The 20,109-nt window shown below is 51.4% G+C and carries 23 protein-coding genes and 4 tRNA genes; 10 read left to right on the top strand and 17 right to left on the bottom strand.

What is annotated here, in order from left to right; all coding sequences use genetic code 11:
• Nucleotides 1–90 precede the first annotated feature (90 nt).
• The 10 genes from rplL to ACORNT_RS09885 all read right to left on the bottom strand — a co-directional run bounded on the left by rplL (nt 91) and on the right by ACORNT_RS09885 (nt 5,291).
• A complete protein-coding gene (gene rplL / locus ACORNT_RS09930) occupies nt 91–465 on the bottom strand; it encodes a 50S ribosomal protein L7/L12 (RefSeq protein ID WP_321389884.1) in 375 nt (124 codons plus the stop codon).
• Between the two features lie 53 nt (nt 466–518).
• Complete coding sequence (rplJ, locus tag ACORNT_RS09925) at nt 519–1,028, bottom strand: 50S ribosomal protein L10 (RefSeq protein ID WP_321389881.1); 510 nt, start codon at nt 1,026–1,028, stop codon at nt 519–521.
• 346 nt (nt 1,029–1,374) lie between these two features.
• Nucleotides 1,375–2,073, bottom strand: coding sequence for a 50S ribosomal protein L1 (rplA, locus tag ACORNT_RS09920; protein ID WP_321389878.1), 699 nt, complete (start codon nt 2,071–2,073; stop codon nt 1,375–1,377).
• A gap of 4 nt (nt 2,074–2,077) precedes the next feature.
• Entirely contained in the window at nt 2,078–2,506 is a 429-nt protein-coding gene (gene rplK, locus ACORNT_RS09915; RefSeq protein WP_321389875.1) for a 50S ribosomal protein L11, read from the bottom strand.
• Nucleotides 2,507–2,715: 209 nt separating this feature from the next.
• Nucleotides 2,716–3,252 carry a transcription termination/antitermination protein NusG gene (gene nusG / locus ACORNT_RS09910; RefSeq protein WP_420717493.1) on the bottom strand — a complete coding sequence of 179 codons (537 nt, stop codon included), beginning with the start codon at nt 3,250–3,252 and terminating at the stop codon, nt 2,716–2,718.
• Nucleotides 3,253–3,254: 2 nt separating this feature from the next.
• Nucleotides 3,255–3,452, bottom strand: coding sequence for a preprotein translocase subunit SecE (gene secE / locus ACORNT_RS09905; RefSeq protein WP_321389872.1), 198 nt, complete (start codon nt 3,450–3,452; stop codon nt 3,255–3,257).
• Nucleotides 3,453–3,523: 71 nt separating this feature from the next.
• Nucleotides 3,524–3,599 (bottom strand) — tRNA-Trp (locus tag ACORNT_RS09900).
• Between the two features lie 162 nt (nt 3,600–3,761).
• Complete coding sequence (tuf, locus tag ACORNT_RS09895) at nt 3,762–4,952, bottom strand: elongation factor Tu (protein WP_321389869.1); 1,191 nt, start codon at nt 4,950–4,952, stop codon at nt 3,762–3,764.
• A 137-nt stretch (nt 4,953–5,089) separates the two neighbouring features.
• Nucleotides 5,090–5,163: transfer RNA gene (locus ACORNT_RS09890), tRNA-Gly, on the bottom strand.
• Nucleotides 5,164–5,206: 43 nt separating this feature from the next.
• Nucleotides 5,207–5,291 (bottom strand) — tRNA-Tyr (locus ACORNT_RS09885).
• Between the two features lie 195 nt (nt 5,292–5,486).
• Here ACORNT_RS09885 and rlmB point away from each other — a divergent pair.
• The 3 genes from rlmB (at nt 5,487) to ACORNT_RS09870 (ending at nt 7,407) form a co-directional block, all read left to right on the top strand.
• Entirely contained in the window at nt 5,487–6,341 is an 855-nt protein-coding gene (gene rlmB / locus ACORNT_RS09880) for a 23S rRNA (guanosine(2251)-2'-O)-methyltransferase RlmB (RefSeq protein WP_321389866.1), read from the top strand.
• Nucleotides 6,342–6,431: 90 nt separating this feature from the next.
• Nucleotides 6,432–6,507, top strand: a tRNA-Thr gene (locus ACORNT_RS09875).
• A 438-nt stretch (nt 6,508–6,945) separates the two neighbouring features.
• Nucleotides 6,946–7,407, top strand: coding sequence for a PAS domain-containing protein (locus ACORNT_RS09870; protein WP_321389863.1), 462 nt, complete (start codon nt 6,946–6,948; stop codon nt 7,405–7,407).
• Nucleotides 7,408–7,419: 12 nt separating this feature from the next.
• Here the strand turns inward: ACORNT_RS09870 and ACORNT_RS09865 are convergent, their stop codons facing one another.
• Nucleotides 7,420–8,679 (bottom strand): phospholipase A, encoded by a 1,260-nt coding sequence (locus ACORNT_RS09865; RefSeq protein WP_321389860.1) that lies wholly within the window; start codon nt 8,677–8,679, stop codon nt 7,420–7,422.
• 137 nt (nt 8,680–8,816) lie between these two features.
• The gene (locus ACORNT_RS09860) at nt 8,817–9,221 is read right to left on the bottom strand and encodes a hypothetical protein (protein WP_321389857.1); all 405 of its coding nucleotides are present in this window, start codon (nt 9,219–9,221) and stop codon (nt 8,817–8,819) included.
• Between the two features lie 208 nt (nt 9,222–9,429).
• On the opposite strand from ACORNT_RS09860, the gene ACORNT_RS09855 reads away from it, so the two are divergent.
• On the top strand, nt 9,430–9,756 hold the full coding sequence (locus tag ACORNT_RS09855; RefSeq protein ID WP_321389854.1) for a TraR/DksA family transcriptional regulator: 327 nt from the start codon (nt 9,430–9,432) through the stop codon (nt 9,754–9,756).
• Between the two features lie 6 nt (nt 9,757–9,762).
• Here ACORNT_RS09855 and ACORNT_RS09850 read toward each other — a convergent pair whose 3' ends face one another.
• From ACORNT_RS09850 to ACORNT_RS09835, 4 genes are read right to left on the bottom strand one after another with little or no spacing between them, the layout of a single operon-like run.
• Nucleotides 9,763–11,820, bottom strand: a complete 2,058-nt coding sequence (locus tag ACORNT_RS09850; protein ID WP_321389850.1) for a multicopper oxidase domain-containing protein — start codon at nt 11,818–11,820, stop codon at nt 9,763–9,765.
• A gap of 37 nt (nt 11,821–11,857) precedes the next feature.
• The gene (locus tag ACORNT_RS09845; RefSeq protein WP_321389847.1) at nt 11,858–12,205 is read right to left on the bottom strand and encodes a hypothetical protein; all 348 of its coding nucleotides are present in this window, start codon (nt 12,203–12,205) and stop codon (nt 11,858–11,860) included.
• 49 nt (nt 12,206–12,254) lie between these two features.
• A complete protein-coding gene (locus ACORNT_RS09840) occupies nt 12,255–12,983 on the bottom strand; it encodes a PepSY domain-containing protein (RefSeq protein ID WP_321389844.1) in 729 nt (242 codons plus the stop codon).
• A gap of 51 nt (nt 12,984–13,034) precedes the next feature.
• On the bottom strand, nt 13,035–14,675 hold the full coding sequence (locus ACORNT_RS09835) for a M28 family metallopeptidase (RefSeq protein ID WP_321389840.1): 1,641 nt from the start codon (nt 14,673–14,675) through the stop codon (nt 13,035–13,037).
• 116 nt (nt 14,676–14,791) lie between these two features.
• On the opposite strand from ACORNT_RS09835, the gene ACORNT_RS09830 reads away from it, so the two are divergent.
• The gene (locus tag ACORNT_RS09830; protein WP_321389838.1) at nt 14,792–15,901 is read left to right on the top strand and encodes an NAD(P)/FAD-dependent oxidoreductase; all 1,110 of its coding nucleotides are present in this window, start codon (nt 14,792–14,794) and stop codon (nt 15,899–15,901) included.
• On the opposite strand, the gene ACORNT_RS09825 is transcribed toward ACORNT_RS09830, so the two are convergent.
• Entirely contained in the window at nt 15,898–16,566 is a 669-nt protein-coding gene (locus ACORNT_RS09825; RefSeq protein WP_321389835.1) for a GntR family transcriptional regulator, read from the bottom strand. The two genes, ACORNT_RS09830 and ACORNT_RS09825, sit on opposite strands and share 4 nt — an antisense overlap.
• A 269-nt stretch (nt 16,567–16,835) precedes the next feature.
• Between ACORNT_RS09825 and ACORNT_RS09820 the strand changes: the two genes are divergently transcribed.
• The 5 genes from ACORNT_RS09820 to ACORNT_RS09800 all read left to right on the top strand — a co-directional run bounded on the left by ACORNT_RS09820 (nt 16,836) and on the right by ACORNT_RS09800 (nt 20,071).
• Nucleotides 16,836–17,252, top strand: coding sequence for a PAS domain-containing protein (locus ACORNT_RS09820; RefSeq protein ID WP_321389832.1), 417 nt, complete (start codon nt 16,836–16,838; stop codon nt 17,250–17,252).
• Nucleotides 17,253–17,373: 121 nt separating this feature from the next.
• Entirely contained in the window at nt 17,374–17,850 is a 477-nt protein-coding gene (locus ACORNT_RS09815; RefSeq protein WP_321389830.1) for a PAS domain-containing protein, read from the top strand.
• Between the two features lie 149 nt (nt 17,851–17,999).
• Nucleotides 18,000–18,482: a PAS domain-containing protein gene (locus tag ACORNT_RS09810; protein WP_321389827.1), complete on the top strand. Its 483-nt coding sequence runs from the start codon at nt 18,000–18,002 to the stop codon at nt 18,480–18,482.
• A 111-nt stretch (nt 18,483–18,593) separates the two neighbouring features.
• Complete coding sequence (locus ACORNT_RS09805; RefSeq protein WP_321389823.1) at nt 18,594–19,436, top strand: formate/nitrite transporter family protein; 843 nt, start codon at nt 18,594–18,596, stop codon at nt 19,434–19,436.
• Between the two features lie 128 nt (nt 19,437–19,564).
• The gene (locus tag ACORNT_RS09800) at nt 19,565–20,071 is read left to right on the top strand and encodes a PAS domain-containing protein (protein WP_321389821.1); all 507 of its coding nucleotides are present in this window, start codon (nt 19,565–19,567) and stop codon (nt 20,069–20,071) included.
• Nucleotides 20,072–20,109: the final 38 nt, after the last annotated feature.

Raw genomic sequence — 20,109 nt, 5'->3', positions numbered from 1 at the left:
AACCCCATCATGTCCAGACAGATATTCGCCCCGAGAGGCCGAATGGCCAGTCGCCCTAATCGGGCAACCGGCCACCCAGAATTGTCAACTCTATTTGAGCTCGACAGAAGCGCCAGCAGCTTCCAGTTTGGCTTTAAGCTCTTCAGCTTCAGCCTTCGGTGCTGCTTCCTTAACAGTCTTAGGAGCACCTTCAACCAGTTCCTTGGCTTCTTTCAGGCCAAGACCGGTGATGGCGCGGACTTCTTTAATGACGTTGATTTTCTTATCGCCGGCAGCGGTAAGAACAACATCAAAGTCAGTTTTTTCTTCTGCGGCTTCACCACCAGCCGGAGCACCGGCAGCAGCAACAGCAACAGGAGCAGCGGCAGATACGCCCCATTTTTCTTCGAGCATTTTAGACAGTTCTGCAGCTTCCAGAACGGTCAGTGTAGAGAGTTCATCAACAAGCTTTCCAAGATCAGCCATTGTTCATTTCCTTAATTCAAAAAAATTCAATCTAAAACCAAAAACCTTCGCACTTAACCTTGCGATCCGTAAGCACCGAAAACACGAGCCAGTTGTCCGGCAGGTGCCTGGGTAATAGCAGCCAGCTTGGTAGCCGGTGCCTGCAGAAGACCGACAAGCTTGCCGCGAAGTTCGTCAAGGGACGGCAGTTCTGCCAGAGCCTTAACTCCATTCACATCAAGAGCGGTCGTTCCCATTGCACCACCAAGGACTTCGAGCGCGTCGTTACCCTTGGCAAATTTTACCAGAATTTTGGCCGGAGCTACCGGATCTTCGGAATAACCGAGGGCGGTCGGACCAACCAGAAATTCACCAACTGATTCCAGATCGGAACCTTCAAGAGCAAGACGAGCAAGGCGGTTTTTAGCCACTTTAAGACTGGCGCCTGCTTCACGCATTTCGTTCCGCAGGTTTGTCATCTCAGCAACACTCAGACCATTGTTGCGAACAACAACAACCGTCGCGGAATTACTGAAGACATCCTTCAAGAAGGCAACTGATTCCTTCTTTTGGGCTCTATCCATTCTCGTCTCCGATTCAATTACGCAAAAACACTTCCCCGAAAGGTCGAATTCCTGCTAGTTGAGCCACAGCATGGAAACAAATGCTTCCACACCTGTTAAACCTGTCAAATCCTGCCCCTTTCAGGACAGGAAACGGAAACTGTAGGGGAACCCCTACACTCCCATCTATTGCAGGCCTTGCGCTTAAGCCCTTCCTTCAAAAGAAGAAGGACACCTGCAGTTTCGGACAGGCGGTCCCTTTGAGCTGTATAAACATGCCTCTCCGGGACCAAAGTTTCCGCCAGGCGAACCCAACGGAATTCCTTAGCGGTCACTCCTGTAAGGAATGACCAAAATCTTTTTGGTGTCAGTCGCCGGAAACAGCGGCCACATCAACCTTCACACCAGGACCCATCGTGGAGCTCATGGAAATAGCTTTGAGGTATGAACCCTTTGCTCCGGTCGGTTTGGCTTTCAAAAGCGCATCAAGCAATGCCTTGGCATTTTCGATCAGAGCACTTTCGTCAAAACTTGCCTTACCGAAACCGGCATGAACAATACCGGCTTTTTCGACACGGAATTCAACCTGGCCACCCTTGGCCGCCTTAACGGCAGCTTCCACATCCTGGGTAACCGTACCCAGTTTAGGGTTTGGCATAAGACCGCGAGGACCGAGCACCTTACCAAGACGGCCAACGATTGCCATCATGTCCGGTGTGGCAATACAACGGTCGAAATTCATTTCGCCGCCCTGAATCGCCTCCATCAGATCCTCGGCACCAACCAGGTCGGCACCGGCAGCCTTGGCGGCGTCAGCCTTGTCACCGCGGGCAAACACAGCCACACGAACGTCTTTACCCGTCCCGTTGGGCAGGGAGACCATTCCACGAACCATCTGGTCAGCGTGACGCGGGTCAACACCCAGACGCACAGCCATCTCAAGAGTTTCGTCAAATTTCGCAGTTGCTTTTTCCTTGACCAGCTTCACAGCATCTTCAACAGTCAGGAGAGCGTCTGTATTCAGACCTTCACGGATGGCCTTAACACGTTTGGAAATACGCGCCATAATCTTAACCCTCCACCTTCATGCCCATAGAACGGGCGGTACCTTTGATGATTTCCATAGCCGCTTCAATCGAATTGGCGTTCAGGTCCTGCATCTTGAAATCGGCAATTTCACGAACCTTGTCCAGAGAAATAGTTCCTGCAGACGCACGACCGGGAGTGGAGGATCCCTTTTTCAGACCGGCCGCTTTCATAATAAGGAATGATGCCGGCGGCGCCTTGGTCACAAATGTAAAACTTTTATCCTGGAACACGGTGATGATGGTCGGGATCGGCATCCCTTTTTCCATCTCGCCTGTCGCGGCATTAAAAGCCTTACAGAATTCCATAATATTCACACCGCGCTGACCGAGTGCAGTACCGATTGGCGGTGACGGATTTGCAGCTCCGGCAGGGATCTGCAACTTGATATAACCTTGAATTTTCTTCGCCATTATAGTCCCTTTGACAAAATATAAAAATCAACTCCCCTTCCGGGAAGCCTTTTAAGGGGCGTGGTCCGGCCATGGCTGACCTCCCACACTTTCGAAAAAAACAGCATTTTCGCCGTTTTCTTCAGAATTTCACTACCGTTTACAGATTAAAACGACTCATGAAAGGCTGGCTTATAACAGCCCGAAGGCAAAAACGCCAGACCTTTTTTCTAGCCCTTTTCGACCTGCGCATATTCCAGTTCCACCGGGGTTGCGCGACCGAAAATGGAAACAGAAACCTTGACCCGGGACTTTTCTTCATCCACGTCCTCAACAATACCTGTGAAGGAAGTGAACGGTCCGTCGATAACCTTGACCTCTTCACCGATTTCATAAGAGATGGACGGACGCGGACGCTCAACCCCCTCTTCAACCTGATGCAGAATGCGCTCCGCTTCCTTTTCGGTAATCGGCGATGGCTTGCCGCCGGACCCCAGGAATCCGGAAACCTTTGGGGTGTTCTTGATCAGATGATAGGTCTGGTCATTCATGATCATTTTAGCCAGGACGTAACCCGGGAAAAACTTGCGTTCGGAGGTCACTTTCTGACCACGCTTGACTTCAACAATTTCTTCTGTCGGCACAATGACCTGCTCGATCAGGGAATCAAGCCCCTGCTGAACGGCCTGATCGGTCACACTCTGGGCAACCTTTTTTTCAAAACCGGAATAGGCCTGAATAATGTACCATTTTGCACGAGACGACATGCTTATCCTCCGAGACCCAAAATCAGTGAAACGATGTTCGACAGTCCCAAATCCACCAGAAAAAAGAATACTGCCATAATGAAAGCCATAATAAAGACCATCACTGTCGTTATTGTGGTTTCCTTCCGCGTGGGCCAGCTTACCTTGGAAACCTCCTGCCGGACTTGCCGGACAAATTCTGCAGGACTTGTTTTTGACATTTTCAGTTATCCGTTCTTTTTCTGCCGAAAGGCGGCTCGTCTATCATGACCACCGCTCGTTTTCAACGAAATGGCAGGAGTGGAGGGATTCGAACCCCCGACACCCGGTTTTGGAGACCGGTGCTCTACCAGCTGAGCTACACTCCTTCAATTGTGTCGCACGTTATAAAACGGCCCCCCCGCAAGTGCAATGCGAAAATGGGCGCCGTCTTAAAAAAGTTTTCAACCGGCAATTCATTATACAACCGGCCTGAACGCAATCGGGGCGGAAAAGCATCCGCCCCGTGCGCCTGAAGAATGCTTCAGATTTTATTCGATAACTTTGGCAACGACGCCGGCACCGACGGTACGACCGCCTTCACGGATGGCGAAACGCAGACCTTCGTCCATGGCGATCGGAGCGATCAGCTCGACATCAACCGCAATATTGTCACCAGGCATAACCATTTCCGTACCTTCCGGAAGGGTCACAACACCGGTCACGTCAGTTGTACGGAAGTAAAACTGCGGACGGTAGTTGGTGAAGAACGGTGTATGACGACCGCCCTCTTCCTTGGTCAGGATGTAGGCTTCAGCCTTGAACTTGGTGTGCGGTGTAATGGTGCCCGGCTTGGCCAGAACCTGGCCACGCTCAACATCTTCACGACCAACACCGCGCAGCAGCGCGCCAACGTTGTCACCGGCTTCACCGCTGTCAAGCAGCTTGCGGAACATTTCAACGCCGGTCACAGTTGTCTTCTGGGTGTCGCGGATACCGACAATCTCGACTTCCTCGCCAACCTTCACAATACCGCGCTCGATACGGCCGGTCACAACTGTACCACGACCGGAAATAGAGAACACATCCTCGATCGGCATCAGGAACGGCTGATCCTTCGGACGGTCCGGCTGAGGAATATAGTCGTCAACAGCCTGCATCAGTTCAAGGATCTTGTTCTTGCCAATCTCGTCATCACGGCCTTCAAGAGCCGCAAGAGCAGAACCGGCAATGATCGGAATATCGTCGCCCGGGAAATCATATTCGGTCAGAAGCTCGCGAACTTCCATCTCGACAAGCTCGAGAAGCTCTTCGTCGTCAACCTGGTCAACCTTGTTCAGGAACACAACCAGCGCAGGAACACCAACCTGACGGGCAAGAAGAATGTGCTCGCGGGTCTGAGGCATCGGGCCGTCAGCAGCGTTCACAACCAGAATAGCGCCGTCCATCTGCGCCGCACCGGTGATCATGTTCTTCACATAGTCAGCATGGCCAGGACAGTCAACGTGCGCATAGTGACGGTTGTCTGTTTCATACTCAACGTGAGCCGTCGAAATCGTGATACCACGCTCGCGCTCTTCAGGAGCCTTGTCGATGTTCGCGAAATCAACTGCCTTGCCGTGACCGGCTTCAGCAAGAACCTTCGTGATCGCCGCAGTCAAGGTCGTCTTGCCATGGTCAACGTGACCAATGGTACCAACGTTACAATGCGGCTTATTGCGTTCAAACTTTTCTTTTGACATTATATAACCACCTAAATTTCAGCACCCGGCTCATCCCCAGGGCCATTTCCCATTCAAGCCAGTAAATGGGCATCGCGCCGCATTCACCCCATCTAACATTATCGCATCATCAGATGCGGACCATTTCCCGGTTAAATTGGAGCGGGTGAAGGGAATCGAACCCTCGTAACCAGCTTGGAAGGCTGGGGCTTTACCACTAAGCTACACCCGCCCGCATCCTGACCAGTTCCCCTGCTTTAACCGGATCGGGGAAATGGTGGAGGGGGCAGGATTCGAACCTGCGTAGACAATGTCGGCGGATTTACAGTCCGCTGCTTTTGACCGCTCAGCCACCCCTCCAAGAGTGGATTCCGCCGCCCCGTAAAGGGCAGCTGTGAAGCCGCAATATGGACATTTCTCGCGCGATGTCAACGTTATTTTGCAAGAAATATAATCTTCATGTTTTTTTTCAGGAGACACAGCAAATCCAGACAACAGGTCATGGGGTAATCAAAGCTGTTGCCCTTCTGCTCTTCCTGCCCTATAGCTGTCAAAATGAGCAGAAAAACCAGACCAAACAAAAGCCGCCAGACCGGTAACGCACAGCCGCAGGCTCACGACAACCGGCTTGTCACCGGCGCCCGCGACAGAAGACCGTCTTCCGGAAACACTTCCGGAGGGGGCGGCTTGTGGCTCTTTGGTCGCCATCCCGTAACAGCAGCCCTGGCCAATCGGGAACGGCAGAAACATCGCCTTATTGTCTCCCGGAAAAGTGCTGATCAGTATCGGGAGGAACTTGCCGCCCTGCTGGAAAACCTCCCCTCCCTTCAGCCCGAACTTGTGGGACCGGAAGATTTTGAAAAACTGCTGCCTGAGGGAAGCCTGCACCAGGGCATCGCCCTGAAATGCGCCCCCCTGCCCGGCCGGCATCTGGAAGACAGCTGCGAAATCGCTCCTGAAGGAAAGAATCTGGTGCTGGTGCTGGACCAGGTGACCGACCCCCATAATGTGGGTGCCATCATCCGGTCTGCCGCCGCCTTTGGCGCCAAGGCCATTGTTACCCCGGATCGCAATGCACCGCCGGAATCCGGCACGCTGGCGAAATCCGCCTCCGGCTGTCTGGAACTGATCCCCTGGGTCCGGGTGACAAACCTGTCCCGCGCCCTCGACCAGCTGGCGGAAATGGGCTACTGGCGCCTTGGTCTGGACGGTTATGCCGAAACAATGGTGCAGGATGCCGATTTCGGCGATAATATTGTCCTGGTGCTGGGTGCCGAGGGCAAGGGACTGAGAAAAGGCACCCGCGACCATTGCGACGCGCTGGTCAAGCTGCCCATCAGCGACCGGGTCGAAAGCCTGAATGTGTCCAACGCCGCCGCGGTGGCGTTATACGAATTGTCACGTAACTAGGCCCCCGCTCCGAAAAAAAGCCGCCATAGAAAAATTTGGCTTGATTTTGACCGAAAGGCACACTAGGTTGCGCCTACTTTCCGATTGGAAGCCCCTATAGCTCAGTTGGTAGAGCAACTGATTTGTAATCAGTAGGTCCGCGGTTCGAGTCCGTGTGGGGGCACCACTCTTTCCCAAAATATCATCCAGAAGTCTTTAATGGATCAGTTCCCGGCATGGTCATCGGGTGTTTGCCATTGTTTAAATTCGCGCACGGAATATTTAAACTCACAGCCGAGAGGTGGACCACCCGCGACTCCGGCTGTCTTCTATGACAATATCCGGTGCAATCCAGGTTGATCAAGTCGCCGGCACCGCTCACAGCACCTTTAATCCGGACGCCTGCCCCGCATTAAATGAAATTCTTATTATTTACTTAACAAAAATTCCCCGAACCCACAAATATTAACCTTTTGTTAATAAATTGGGCAAAGAATTCCTATATTGAATTGCTATCCGGCGGTGCAGAGGCTGTCCAAAAAGCATTTTTTGACCACTTCAATAATAATAAAAATATTCCCTTTGACAATGATCGGGGGGACGCGTGTTATTTTTAAAAGGGGACATGGTGAGTAAATTCATTATTGACTTTACGACCGATGACCTGACCAGTGACTACCAAAATAAATTTTATAAATACTGGCAGGAAATCAGGGGTGACAGAGCAATGCCGGCACGCAGGGATTTCAATCCCTTGCATGTACCGGATGCTTTGGGCAACCTGATGCTGGTCGATGTCTTCCGCAATCCGCTGGAATTTAAAATAAGGCTTATCGGCACAAATATCACCGAGACAACCGGCGAAGACAATACCGGAAAGTCTGCGGAAAGCTTTGACAATACCCACCACATACTTGAGAGATTTAGCTGGCTTCTGGAAAGCAAAAAGCCCTATGTGACGATGGGGGAGTTTGTCTGGTCGGCCCGCGATCGCCGGGAATATTCCGCCATCGTCCTTCCCTTCTCGGAAAATGACGAGGATGTCTCGATCATTTTCTGCTGCCTCCATATATACAAACCGGAATAGGTGCCCCGCCACCTAACGGGTAATACCGATGCCGAAACGAAGGCGCGTTTCCTTGCGGTCATATTCCAGCATTTTCTCCCCGTAGCCGGTAATCAGCTGGGTCTGAAAATAGAGATCAGGATGATTGATAAAAAGCTTGTTCAGCGGATAGGTGAAATCCAGCATCAACAGCCCCTTGCCGGTCTCGAAATTCCCCCGGAGCGCCGCTGAAATCTGGAAATCTTCAAGTTTCCCGAATTTGGCCACCAGACTGGAATGGCCCCGGTAATCGATTATATCCGGATTGTCCGACAGATCCCCCACATAGGCCTGGAACCTGGCTGACAAACCAAGAGTATAGCCATTTTCATACTCATAGGTTAGGGCTGGATGTATGTAAAAAGCATTTATACTTCGCGAATTCTCACCGTCGCGTCCATTTGATTCATGCATAAAACCAAACTGAAGATTCACTCTGGAATTATCAGAGAAAAGTCCATTGCCGACGTCCTCCCACAGATAGAAAAATTCGGGCTTGAAGTTAGTATCTGCAAAGGGTTTTGATGCAGCCGCCAGATCCCAGAAATTAAGCTGCGTATAGGAAAAGTGAAGACCTTCGATCCACGACCGGTTAACCGGCAACTCATTGCGGTCGGAACCGAAGATGCGGTATTTGAAACTGATCTGGAATTTTGAATTGGTGTCGCCTCCCCCGAACAGGATATATGCCGGTTCGTACGGCGCCAGATTATCAAAGAACAACCCCTTTTCCTCCTTCAACTCCTGGATATCTTCGGGGCCGAGAACCACATATTCCTCCTCCTTATCCGGGTCGTCATCAACATCGGCCTGTTGCGTTTCCTTCCGATCGTTTATTTCAGTGCCGACCATCAGAAACGGATTGTTTGCCGAGCCGTCGACAGGAATAATCTTCAAAGGCCCGGGGCGGATATCGAGGGGAACCATCAATATGTAGTTCATTTTACGGAAGTTGCCGGGCTCAAGACTGATCACCTCGCCATCCTGACCACCAGACAGTTCCAGCACCCCCTCCACACGATTCAGACCGTATTCCAGATAAACCTTGACCTTACGTTCAATCGTCACCTCCTGACGATCGGAGGAATTATTCATCAACAGCAGTGTGACAGAGGTTTCCTGCCCCCTTAAGACGGGCTGGTCAGGGGTGATCAGGATTTTTTCAATATCCGCAAAAGCAGATACGCTCCCCAGCACCAGGAACAGAAAACACAGATAAAACAGTCTCCCGAACCTAATTACCCCAAACACCATCCCTGTTTCCTTGTTTCCATCGTTCTGAACAAACCAGCCGCAGCTTAGCGGTATTTTATGACAGAGGAAATGGCCCGGGCAAAATAAAAGCGGCCTGTCGCCGCTTCATTCGTTGGATTATATTCTGCGCCCGCTCTTTAGCCGCTCTTTTTTGTCAGCCCCATATTGGCATATTTGCGGGTCAGGCGATCCATTTTATTGCCGCCGATAATCGTGCGTTCATTCACAATGATCGTCATATAGACCTGATCTTCATCCACATTCAGGGTTTTAACGCCTTTACGCGGCAGATCGATCCCGGTTTCATTACAGAAAAGCACAAGAGCCGCGGCCAGTTCCGGCGTTGAAAATTCAATTTTAACCGGAGGTTCATTGCTGATGACCTTGACCATCATGGTCGCAGAGACTGACCCCATGTTATTGACGATAACACCCTTGATATCCTTAAACTCAAGGGGTCGTTTTTTAACCAGGGAATATTTCATCAAAGCCCGCACCAACTCGGACTCCTCGAAAAATATATGTCTTACTTCCGACGCCATGACTGAAACCTGCCTACTTTACCTGCCCCAAATTACTATTCTTGTAGAAATGCAAAAGCGATTTCACACCTTCTTAATTAGCATAACTCTATATTACAAGATGATTATTATTTTGTTACAAACCACCTAACAATCCGTTAAAGTTAAGTAATTTATAGGAACATACAATTAACTGTAACCGTAACTGTAATCTCTAGAGACCCGGCGGATGGATATGGATGCCTGTCGTAAAAAACTTCTGGGTATGAAGAAAAACCTCGAAGAACTTATCGTACTGTCAGAAGAAAGCAAGGCCCCTGTCGAACTGGATCAAAGCAAGGTCGGTCGATTGTCGCGCATGGATGCCCTGCAGGCCCAGGCCATGTCAAAGGAAGTGAGCCGTCGGCGGGTTCAGGAACTGCGCCGGATCCAGTCCGCCCTGGACAGGATGGATACAGATGAGTTCGGTTATTGTGTGACCTGCGGCGAGGAAATCGAGGCGAAGAGGCTGGCGCTGGATCCTTCCGTTCCCCAGTGCCAGAACTGCGCCCGATGAACCCTTCTAGAATTTGACCAGCACTCCCCCGCCCGTACCGAAACGGGACATATGCCCGCCAACCAGAGAGAAGCGTTTGCTGATTTCATATTCCAGCACAGTCTCCCATTCATCGTCGGTATTCCAGTTCCACTCGAATGACAGCCTGGAGGTAAGTTGAAGTTCACTTTCCAGCCCGAACCGCACATGCCCTTTGCTGTCAACCCTGAGGTCCGCTTCGATCAGGAGCGGCAGGACATATCGAACACCGGCCATGGCCACATTACGGTCATGCCAGGTCCCGTCCTCTTCCTCGCGCTCGAACCAGCCGCCGGCATAGAGCTTCAGAAACCTGTTAATGGTTCTGCTATAGGCGACCTCGCCCTCATAGGCGCTGTCATAATCCGCCTCGATCATCGCAGAAACCATGTTGTAACTGTCCCGGGTCCAGACTTTACCCGAGGCTACATAACTCTGGGCAGACAGATCGGCAAAGCTGTACCAGTGACGATCCCCGGAGATTTTCCGCAGTATTTCTTCAGTCATCCGGCTGCTGTCTTCGTAACTGACAACCCGGGACATGCCCGACTTCATGTGATAGAGGTTATGGCAATGGAAAAACCAGTCCTTTTCCTCATTGGCGTCAAACTCGATCACCACCGTGGCCATGGGCGGCACATTGACAGTGTGCTTCATGGGACTCTTGTCCCCCTTGCCGTTCAGGACCCGGAAAAAATGCCCGTGCAAATGAATGGGATGATGCATCATGGTTTCATTCTTCAGGATAAAACGAACACGCTCGCCTTTTCGGATCAAGATCCGGTCGGCAGCGGAGAGAACCTTGTTGTCAAAAGACCAGACATAATCCTCCATATTGCCGGTCAGGGACAGATTAACTTCCCGCATCGGCCCGGTATTCTTTAGAGTTGTATCCTCCAGTCCTTCCAGGGGGCTGTAGTCGGTCAGGTAGCTTATAACAGGTTCCGCCATTTCCATTGAACCATGGTCCATTTGGGAGTGATCCATCTGGCCGTGATCCATATCCCCATGGCTCATGGCACCATGATCCCCGTGTGACATCAGATAGGGATTGGGTTTGGGCACGTCCGGCGCCGCAACCTTTTGTCCCTTACCAAGGAAGCTGGAGGCATATCCGGTGCCGTCTTCCGACGTGGCCCGGAATTCGTAGGCGCCGCCATCCGGCACCTCCACAATAACATCCCAGGTTTCGGCAATGGCCGTGCGCAGGCGCGTGACCCGGAACGGCTTCACATCCACCCCGTCTGCCGCGATTACCGTCATCGGACCGCCGGCGAATTCCACATTGAAATAACTGGAAGCCGCTGCATTGATGATCCGCAACCTGACTTTTTCACCGGGTTTCACCTGATGTTCCGAGACCCGTTTGCCGTTTATCAGGAACAGATCATAACCGACATCGGAAATATCCATCGGTCCCATGCGGCTGAGACTGCCGTCCATGCGGTTTTTCACGGCCTGCCAGCCATGTTCCAGCACCCGGTCCCAGGACTGCACACTGTCTTTTTTCAGCGCATAATAGTCCCCGTCCCGCTTCAGGTTTCGCATGACCTGGTTTGGATTTTCATCTGTCCAGTCAGACAGAACCATCACCAGATCCTGGTCATAGTCCCGATTTTCCTTTTTCGGATGAAAGACAATGGAGCCGTAAACCCCGCGCTGTTCCTGCAGACCGGTATGGGAATGATACCAGTAGGTGCCGCTGTGAATGACCGGATATTCATAGGTAAAGCTGCTGTGCGCTGCAATCGGCTGGGTGGTGAGGTAAGGCACGCCATCCTGGTCGTTGGGCAACAGCACGCCGTGCCAGTGAATGGAGCTTTCCACGTCCATTTTATTGGTAAAGGTGACACGCAGGATATCCCCTTCCCGGACCTCAATGGTCGGGCCGGGAATGCCGCCGCCAACGGTCAGGGCCGTAACCTCCCTGCCGGTAAAATTGACGGTTCTTTCTGCTATATCTATGGAATATTCAATAACCTCTGCCTGCGCGACAGAGAAACCCGTTAAAACGCCGAACAACGCCAGCGCATGCAACATCTTCATTTAAACTCTCCAAGTGGTTGACCTGATTATAATTTATTCAGGTCACTGTCTTTGGAGGCGGGGCAAGAAGGCCGGTGAAATATTCCTCCGGGATCTGGCCCCGGGAATAAAAGGTCAAAGTGGCACGATAACGGAAAGGCGCACCGCCACTGATTTCGGGCAGGATAATCGCCGTACAGGACAACAGGGCATCGCAGCGGCAGGAAGATGTCTGATGCAGTGGCATATCGTCTTCCGTCATCCCGTCATGACAGGCCGCGTCCTGATGAGCGGGAGATCCCTGTGCCATGGCCGAATGATCACATCCACCGGCAAAACCATGCTCCATGCCGGTCGCCGAGAAGGCGACCAAAACCAGCAACACAAGCGAGATGACTTTTTTCATTCTGACCATGAGATAAAGGTTATACGTAGCGGCCAATAAAAGTCCACAGCTATTTTCCCGGCCTGATCCAGCGGAAATCGCGCCTTGAAAAAGCATAAAAGATCAGAATTATCCCGGAAAGGATGACAAATAACCCCACCGAGGCGGCAAAAACCAGAAGCCAGTTGTTAATATCGCTCCGGTTTTCATAATCCATGATATGCAGCATCCAGAAAAAATCATGGCGGCGCCAGATATCGGAGCGCACCCGGACAATGGTGGCGTCATAAGGCGAAATATAGAAACTGCTGTTGATGTCATCGTTGAAATCGACCCGCCAGAGCGGCAGTCGCGCGGCACCAATTTCACCGATGGGGGTGGTAATCTGCGAGACAGACTTTACTTCCGCTTCACCGGCATAGCGGGCACGGGCGATAGCGGTAGCCTCCGTCTCGCCAATCATGGGATGGTCTGCGCCGGTGACAGCGTCGACAAGCCACAGATCCTCTCCCGCCTCCACCTGGTACACCGGACGCCCCTGGTAAGAAATCAGATGGATGGCCTCAACCGGTCGGTCGCCGAATTTCTGCAGGATCTGTGACGGCGAAAGATACTCCTCTGCCGGGGATAAATTCCGGACCGGCTCGGCATTCAGAAGATGATCTCCATGCACTTCCCCGATCGGAAAATAAGACATGATAAAACCGCTCAGGGTCCAGAGCAGAAACTGGATCCCGACGATGAGGCCGAGCCATTTGTGAATGCGCCGCAGCCAGAAATTATAGTTTATTTTTCTCATAATAAATGAAATATCCCGGGCCAGAAGACGACAATGGCCCGGGATAGTTTCCTATTCCATCATCGCATCCCGTTTGGCACGGAATTCGGTGCCGGCGCGCCAGTTGGGAAAGCTGTCTTCCGTCGCCAGCCGCAGGCCGATCTGATAAATCAGCTTCAGATCCTCGACAGCGCCGGACATATCCCAGTCATCGGAATATTCATCGGATGGCTTGTGATAGTCGTTGGCCGTATATTTGGCAGCCTGTTCAAGATACCAGGCCTCGCCATGTTCCACATGGTCCACCCCGGCATCGATATAAAGCGCGGGAACACCAACCTTGGCCAGACTGAAATGATCGGAACGATAATAATAACCTTTCTCCGGCGTGGGATCAGGACGAACCACCCGACCAACTTTTTTGACAGCATCTCCCACATAACCGTCCAGTTCGGAGTTTCCGTAACCGATCACCGTCACATCCCGGGTCGGCCCCAGATGACCAAGCACATCCATATTGATCGCCGCTACTGTTTTTTCCAGCGGCACAATCGGATGCTGGCCGTAATAGAGAGATCCCAGAAGGCCCTGCTCTTCCGCCGTCACCGCCATCAGCATGACAGAACGTTTCGGTTCCACAGCGCCGGACATGTAGGCATGGGCAAGCTCAATCAGGCCGGCGGTGCCGGTGGCATTATCCAGCGCGCCGTTATATATCTGGTCGCCTTCCAGGCTTTCATCCTTGCCAAGATGGTCCCAGTGCGCCATGTGAATGACAAATTCATCCGGGCGCTCTGTTCCCGGAATAACCGCCACCACATTGTTTGATTTGGAGAAGCGAACGTTGTTCGCCAGGCTCAAAGACATAGTCGCCTTCAGGTCTACCGCCTTGAAGCCTGCCTTTGCCGCCGCATCTTTCTGCGCGGTATAATCCAGTCCGGCCGCTGTGAAGATCTTTTCGGCAGTTGCCCCCGGAAGCCAGCCTTCCACCTTTACCCGGTTCATATTGCCGTCCTTGGACGCAAGCGAAAACTGCGGTCCGGACCAACTCCCCTGCACCACGTCCCAGGGATAGGAGGCCGGTGCCGTTTCATGAATAATGATTGCCGCCTCGGCGCCCTGGCGAGCCGCTTCCTCGAATTTGTAGGTCCAGCGACCGTAATAGGTCATGGCGTTGCCGGTGAAAAGTTCCGCATTCTGGGTGGCGTAACCGGGATCATTGATCAGGATGACCACGGTCTTGCCCTTGACATCGAGGCCTTCATAATCATTCCAGCCATATTCCGGCGCGACAATCCCATAGCCGACGAAGACCATTTCCGAATTCCCAACCGACACACCATCGACTACACGTTTGGTCCAGGCCATATATCCCGGACCATATGCCAGCTCCTCAGCCCCCTGACCGTGGGTAACGGTCATCACCGCATCGGGGGAAGCGGTGATCTCCACCATGTCTATTTCCTGGAAATAGCTGTTGCCATTGCCCGGCTTCAAACCCGCTTCGATGAATTTCTCTTTCAGGAAATTTATGGTTTTTTCTTCCCCCGGAGAGGAAGGGGCACGTCCCTCGAACTCGTCCGAGGCAAGTATCTTGATATTTTCTACAAGGCGCGACGCCTGAATATTCACGTCCTGCTGTTTTTGACCATCTTCACCACCGCAAGCGGTCAAAGACAGTGACATCATAATCCCGAACAGATATCTTTTCATTTTATACTCCAGTTTTATTTTCACGGACGCTACCATATCGAACGCTTTCCCGAAAGGGCCGAGTAAAAACAGAATATTTGAGCATTATGAATTTCCCAGTTTTCCCGAGGTGTAGCATGGATCAGGTTGAAACAATAGTTGTCGGTGCCGGGGTTGTCGGCCTTGCCTGCGCCCGGGCACTTGCCCGGCAGGGCCAGGAGGTCATTATTCTGGAAAGGGAGAAGGACATCGGAACCGGCATCAGCTCCCGAAACAGTGAAGTCATTCACGCCGGCCTTTATTACACCCCGGGCAGCCTGAAAGCGGAACTCTGTGTGCGCGGCAACCGCCTGATGCGGGACTTTTGTGACCAGTATAATGTGGACTACCGGATGCCGGGCAAACTGGTTGTCGCCACCACGGAAGAAGAAACCCGCAAACTGAGAGACATCAAGGCCAATGCCGAAGCCTGCGGCGTACTTGACCTGCAGCTTCTGGACAAAGCCGCCAGCAGCAAACTGGAACCGGATCTGAATGTCATTGCCGCCCTGTATTCGCCCTCCAGCGGCATTGTCGACAGCCACGGCCTGATGCTTGCCTTGCTGGGCGATGCAGAAGCTCATGGCGCTGTGGCAGCCTATGAAAATACCGTGACGGATATTGAACTTTCCGACGGTTTTTTTGTGCTCACCTGCATACAAGCCAATGGGCAGGAGATGATGCTGGCCTGCCGAACCCTTGTCAATGCTGCCGGACTCGGCGCGACAACACTTGCCGCCAATCTGCAGGAGCTCAAGCCCGCAACCATTCCCCGGACATGGTTCGCCAAGGGAAACTATTTCTCCTATGCTGGAAAAATACCCTTCAACCATCTGATTTATCCGGTGCCGACCAAAGGCAGTCTCGGCACCCATCTGACCCCGGACCTTGGCGGCCAGGGCAAGTTCGGCCCCGACATCCAGTGGGTGGAGGAGGAAAACTACGAAGTGGATGAAAGCCGCAAGCCGCTGTTTGTGGAATCCATCCGCAAATACTGGCCGGGGCTTGACGAAAGCCGCCTGCAGCCGGCCTACAGCGGCATCCGCCCCAAGGTTGTGCCACCCGAGATCGCCAGCCAGGATTTCATCATTCACGGGCCCGCGGATCACGGCCTTGAGGGGTTTGTCAACCTGATGGGCATAGAATCCCCCGGCCTGACCAGTTCCCTTGCCATTGCCGAAAAGGTTCTAGAAAAACTTGAAGACTAGCTCTTCGAGGGACAGACCTGGTTGGCGGAAATAAAGTCGGTGACAATATCACCGACGGTCAGGATATGTTCTGCCATAAGTTTTGTCGCCTTTTCGATATCCTTGTCACGGCAGCATTGCAGGATATCGGCATGTTCCTCACGCCCTTTTTCCGCCTGCCCTTCCATTGAAATCTGGAGACGCTGGTACCGGTCTGTATTGTCATGCAGGGACCGGCACAAAGACATGGTGATGGGCGTATTACCGGGGCTGTAAAGCGTCCAGTGAAATTTCCAGTTCAATTCCGACCAGCTGGTCGTATTCACACCGGAGGCGACCGCCTTGTCGTAAACCGCCAGGGCGTCTTCCGCGTCCTCAATATCCTTTTCAGTCATATTGGGGATGGCGCGCTCCAGCATGTCACATTCCAGCATCGAGCGGAGACGAAACAGTTCACGGACTTCATCGACACTGAGGGGTTTGACCACGGCGCCCCGGTGCGGCTGAAATTCAACAAGACCGTCACCTTCCAGAAGAAAAAGAGCTTCGCGAACCGGTATGCGGCTTGTTCCAAGATCCTTGGCCAGCGCATCCTGACGCAGGCGTGTTTCCGCTGGATACTGACCGGCAATAATACGCTCTTTCAGGATTTCATAAATACTGTCCACAGCTGTCTTTTTGGACAAGACCCTCTGACCAGATTTTATATTCATAATATTTCACTCCAACAGATGTGACAGAGTTATAGCCTGTTTTATTTTGCCTGTAAAATTTATTAGTCCTGTGCAGTCTGACAACTGGGCCGCCTACGGATTCCAAAGCACCGCACTGGTCGGAAAACTTTCATAAATCATTGATTTATTAGAAAAGACTTATATTATATAGTTTTGTCCTGTGGAATTTCATGTTGATGTTCAAGTCCCCTTTTGAGATCTCAGATATAAAACCGGCTCCGTTGAAAGAACTGTTCCAGCACTGGCTGATTATCAAGGAGGAAAAGTCCATGCCTGCCCGGCGTGACTTTCAGCCATCTGACGTCCCTCATCTCTTGCCACATATTGTTTTGCTGGACGTGGAATATAACCCGCGCCGATATCGTTCGCGGCTTGTCGGTACAGAAACAGTCAAGGCCGTCGGCTGGGATACAACGGGCCACTATCTGGATGACCGTTCAAGAATGGCGGAATCTATCAGGCGACACGACTGGCTGGTGGAAAATAAAAAACCTTACCTTTACAGCGGCGCATTGAACTGGTCTGAAAAATCCTTCCTGAATTATACTGCAATGGGCCTTCCATTTGCAGAGAACGGTGATCAGGTGGATATCATTATGTACGGCATGTTTTATACTTTCCCTGAAACGGATAGCTGACACACCAGCTATTCTGTGGGATTATTGTTTTCGTAATTTATTTCCCCTAGAATCAAGATCCAAGACTGCATACTGCCGCTTTGGTGAATTACATCGCCATTCTGAGGAGATAAGAAGTAATATGTTCATATCCCCGGTGGAAATATCTGATATTGATCCTGATCATCTGCAAGAGCTGTTCAGCTACTGGCAGAATATCAAAGGAGATAAACACATGCCAAGCCGGAAAGATTTCCGGCCCGAGGAAATCCCGTCCCTGCTCCCCTATCTTGCCCTGTTTGATGTCAGCGACAAACCCTACCGCTATTATACCAGGCTGGTCGGCACCGAAACGGTGAAAGCCATGGGGTTTGATTTTACCGGAAAATATCTGGATGAGGTTCCATCACTGTCCGCCGTCAGGGAACGCTTTGACCGGATTGCAGAAAACGGCATCCCCTATCTCTACAAGGGCCAGTTGGTCTGGTCCGAAAAATCATATCTGGACTATTATGCACTGGCCCTGCCTTTCTCCAAAGACGGTCAAGCTGTCGATATTCTCATGTATGGTACATATTACCACTTTCCCGAGGGGGAAAGACCTACCGGTTATCTCTAAGACGGCCACGGCACATACGTTCTGCTTTTGCCCCCAATCCTTCACGAAAAACATCGGAAAGAGATTCATCTTTAAGCATTTATTAGATGTTATACGCGAGACTAATTATATAATTTATACAAATCAGAAACTCCGCGGAGGTGGGGAAAATGTTTAAATCCCCCATTGAACTTTCAGATATAGAACCCGATCTCCTGAAAGAACTGTACTTATACTGGGAGAAAATAAGGGGGGAAAGATCCATGCCCTCCAGAAAAGATTTTCGACCCACTGATATCCCCCGAATACTCCCACATATTGCCATGGTAGATGTGGAACATGACACGGGCCGCTATCTTACCCGGCTGGTCGGCACCGAAACCGTAAAAGCCATGGGAATTGATCTGACAGGAAGATATGTCAATGACGTTCCCGCCATGTCCATCGTACTGGAACGGTATAACTGGATGGTTGAGAATAAAAAGCCCTATATTTATGTCGACCACCTGTCCTGGTCGGAAAAATCCTATCTGGATTATTTCTCCGTGGCCCTGCCTTTTTCGGAAGACGACAAAAAAGTCGATATTATCATGTGGGGCCTTGTATATTATTTTCCGAAATCGGAAAGAACGCGCTTCCCGATCAAGAAATAACCTCCTCCAACAATAAGACCTGTCGCAAATTTGCTCCGCTCAGGGCAGTCTTGTGTATAAGATTGGCCGACCGATTTTTACCGGCTAAAGTGACCAGAGGGAAGTGAACATATGGAAAAATTACCTGAATCTGATATGTTTGACTCTGACGCCTATGCACCCCGGGAAATTGCCCGCAGGGTGGAAAATGTCGGCGTCGCCAAAACACAACTCCCCCTGCTTTCCCTTGTCATGCTGGGCATACTGGCCGGTGCCTTCATCGGATTGGGAGCACTCTATTTTGTGCTGATCAAGTCAGACGCCACTGTCGGATATGCCGCCGGACAGGCGCTTGGCGGGATGGCCTTCTCCCTTGGTCTGATCCTGGTCATTGTCGCAGGCGCGGAACTTTTCACCGGCAACAACCTGTTGGCCATGGCCTGGGCTGACGGTAAAGTCTCCACAGCGGCGCTGCTGAAAAACTGGGGAATTGTCTGTCTGGCCAATTTTATCGGGGCCGCCGGACTGGCGCTTCTTGTGTTTTATTCCGGACATCCGGCCATGAACGACGGCGCAATTGCCCGGAAATACCTTGAAATCGCGCAAATCAAGTGCGCATTGCCCTTCTGGACAGCATTCTTCCGGGGTGTTCTTTGTAATATACTGGTCTGCATGGCTGTGTGGATGGCACTGGCCGGTCGCAGCGTTACAGACAAGGCCATAGCCATTGTTTTTCCGATTTCAGCCTTCGTCGCCGCAGGTTTCGAACATAGTATCGCCAACATGTATCTGATCCCCATGGGCATACTTCTGAAGGCCTCCGGTCATTACGCCGGTGCATACGATGCCATAACCTGGCTCGGACTTCTGCGAAACCTACTGCCTGTTATCCTCGGAAACCTGGTTGGCGGCAGCCTGCTGGTGGGGCTTGTCTATTACGTGATCTATCTTCGCCCGACTGCACGAGGGAAATAGCCTACGCGCCGGATGTCGACTGCTGTGAAAGGCAAAAACCTCTCGAAAACCTACATTAGAAACCTTTAATTAACTTATGCAGTAATAGTATCCAGCATTATTCTAACTGACTGTTAGGTTGACCAGTAATGCTTAAATCACCCATAGAGACCCCAGACATATCCTCGGACCATTTAAAAGAACTTTTTATATACTGGCAGAAAATACGTGCTGACAAATCCATGCCCCGACGGCAAGATTTCAGCCCCGCTGACGTACCGCACCTCTTGCCCTATATTTCTCTTGTAAATGTTGAATATGGAAACGATACGGAACATACTCAACAACGCTATTGTTGCCGGCTGTTAGGCACAGAAACGGTCAAGGCGCTCGGCAAAGATGTCACCGGTAAATATCTTGATGAAGTACCCGAGGTGTCTGTTCTCAAGGAAAGATTCGACTGGCTGGTGGAAAATAAAACCCCATATTTTATCAGGGGGCAACTTGTATGGTCGCAAAAATCATTCCTGAATTATGAGGCGGTGGGGCTTCCCCTGTCCAACAATGACAGTGAAGTGAATATCATTATGTACGGCACCTGCTACCAGTTTCCCCAAGACCAAAAATCGCCAACTTTTGGTGTATATCCACAGTGAATTTTCAACACAGAAAAATTGCTATATTAGAATTCTGC

The sequence above is a fragment of the Emcibacter sp. genome, assembly GCF_963675455.1.
In the GTDB taxonomy this organism is placed as follows: domain Bacteria; phylum Pseudomonadota; class Alphaproteobacteria; order Sphingomonadales; family Emcibacteraceae; genus Emcibacter.
Note: the sequence above shows the minus strand (reverse complement) of the source record. Positions and strands in the feature narration are given on the sequence as shown.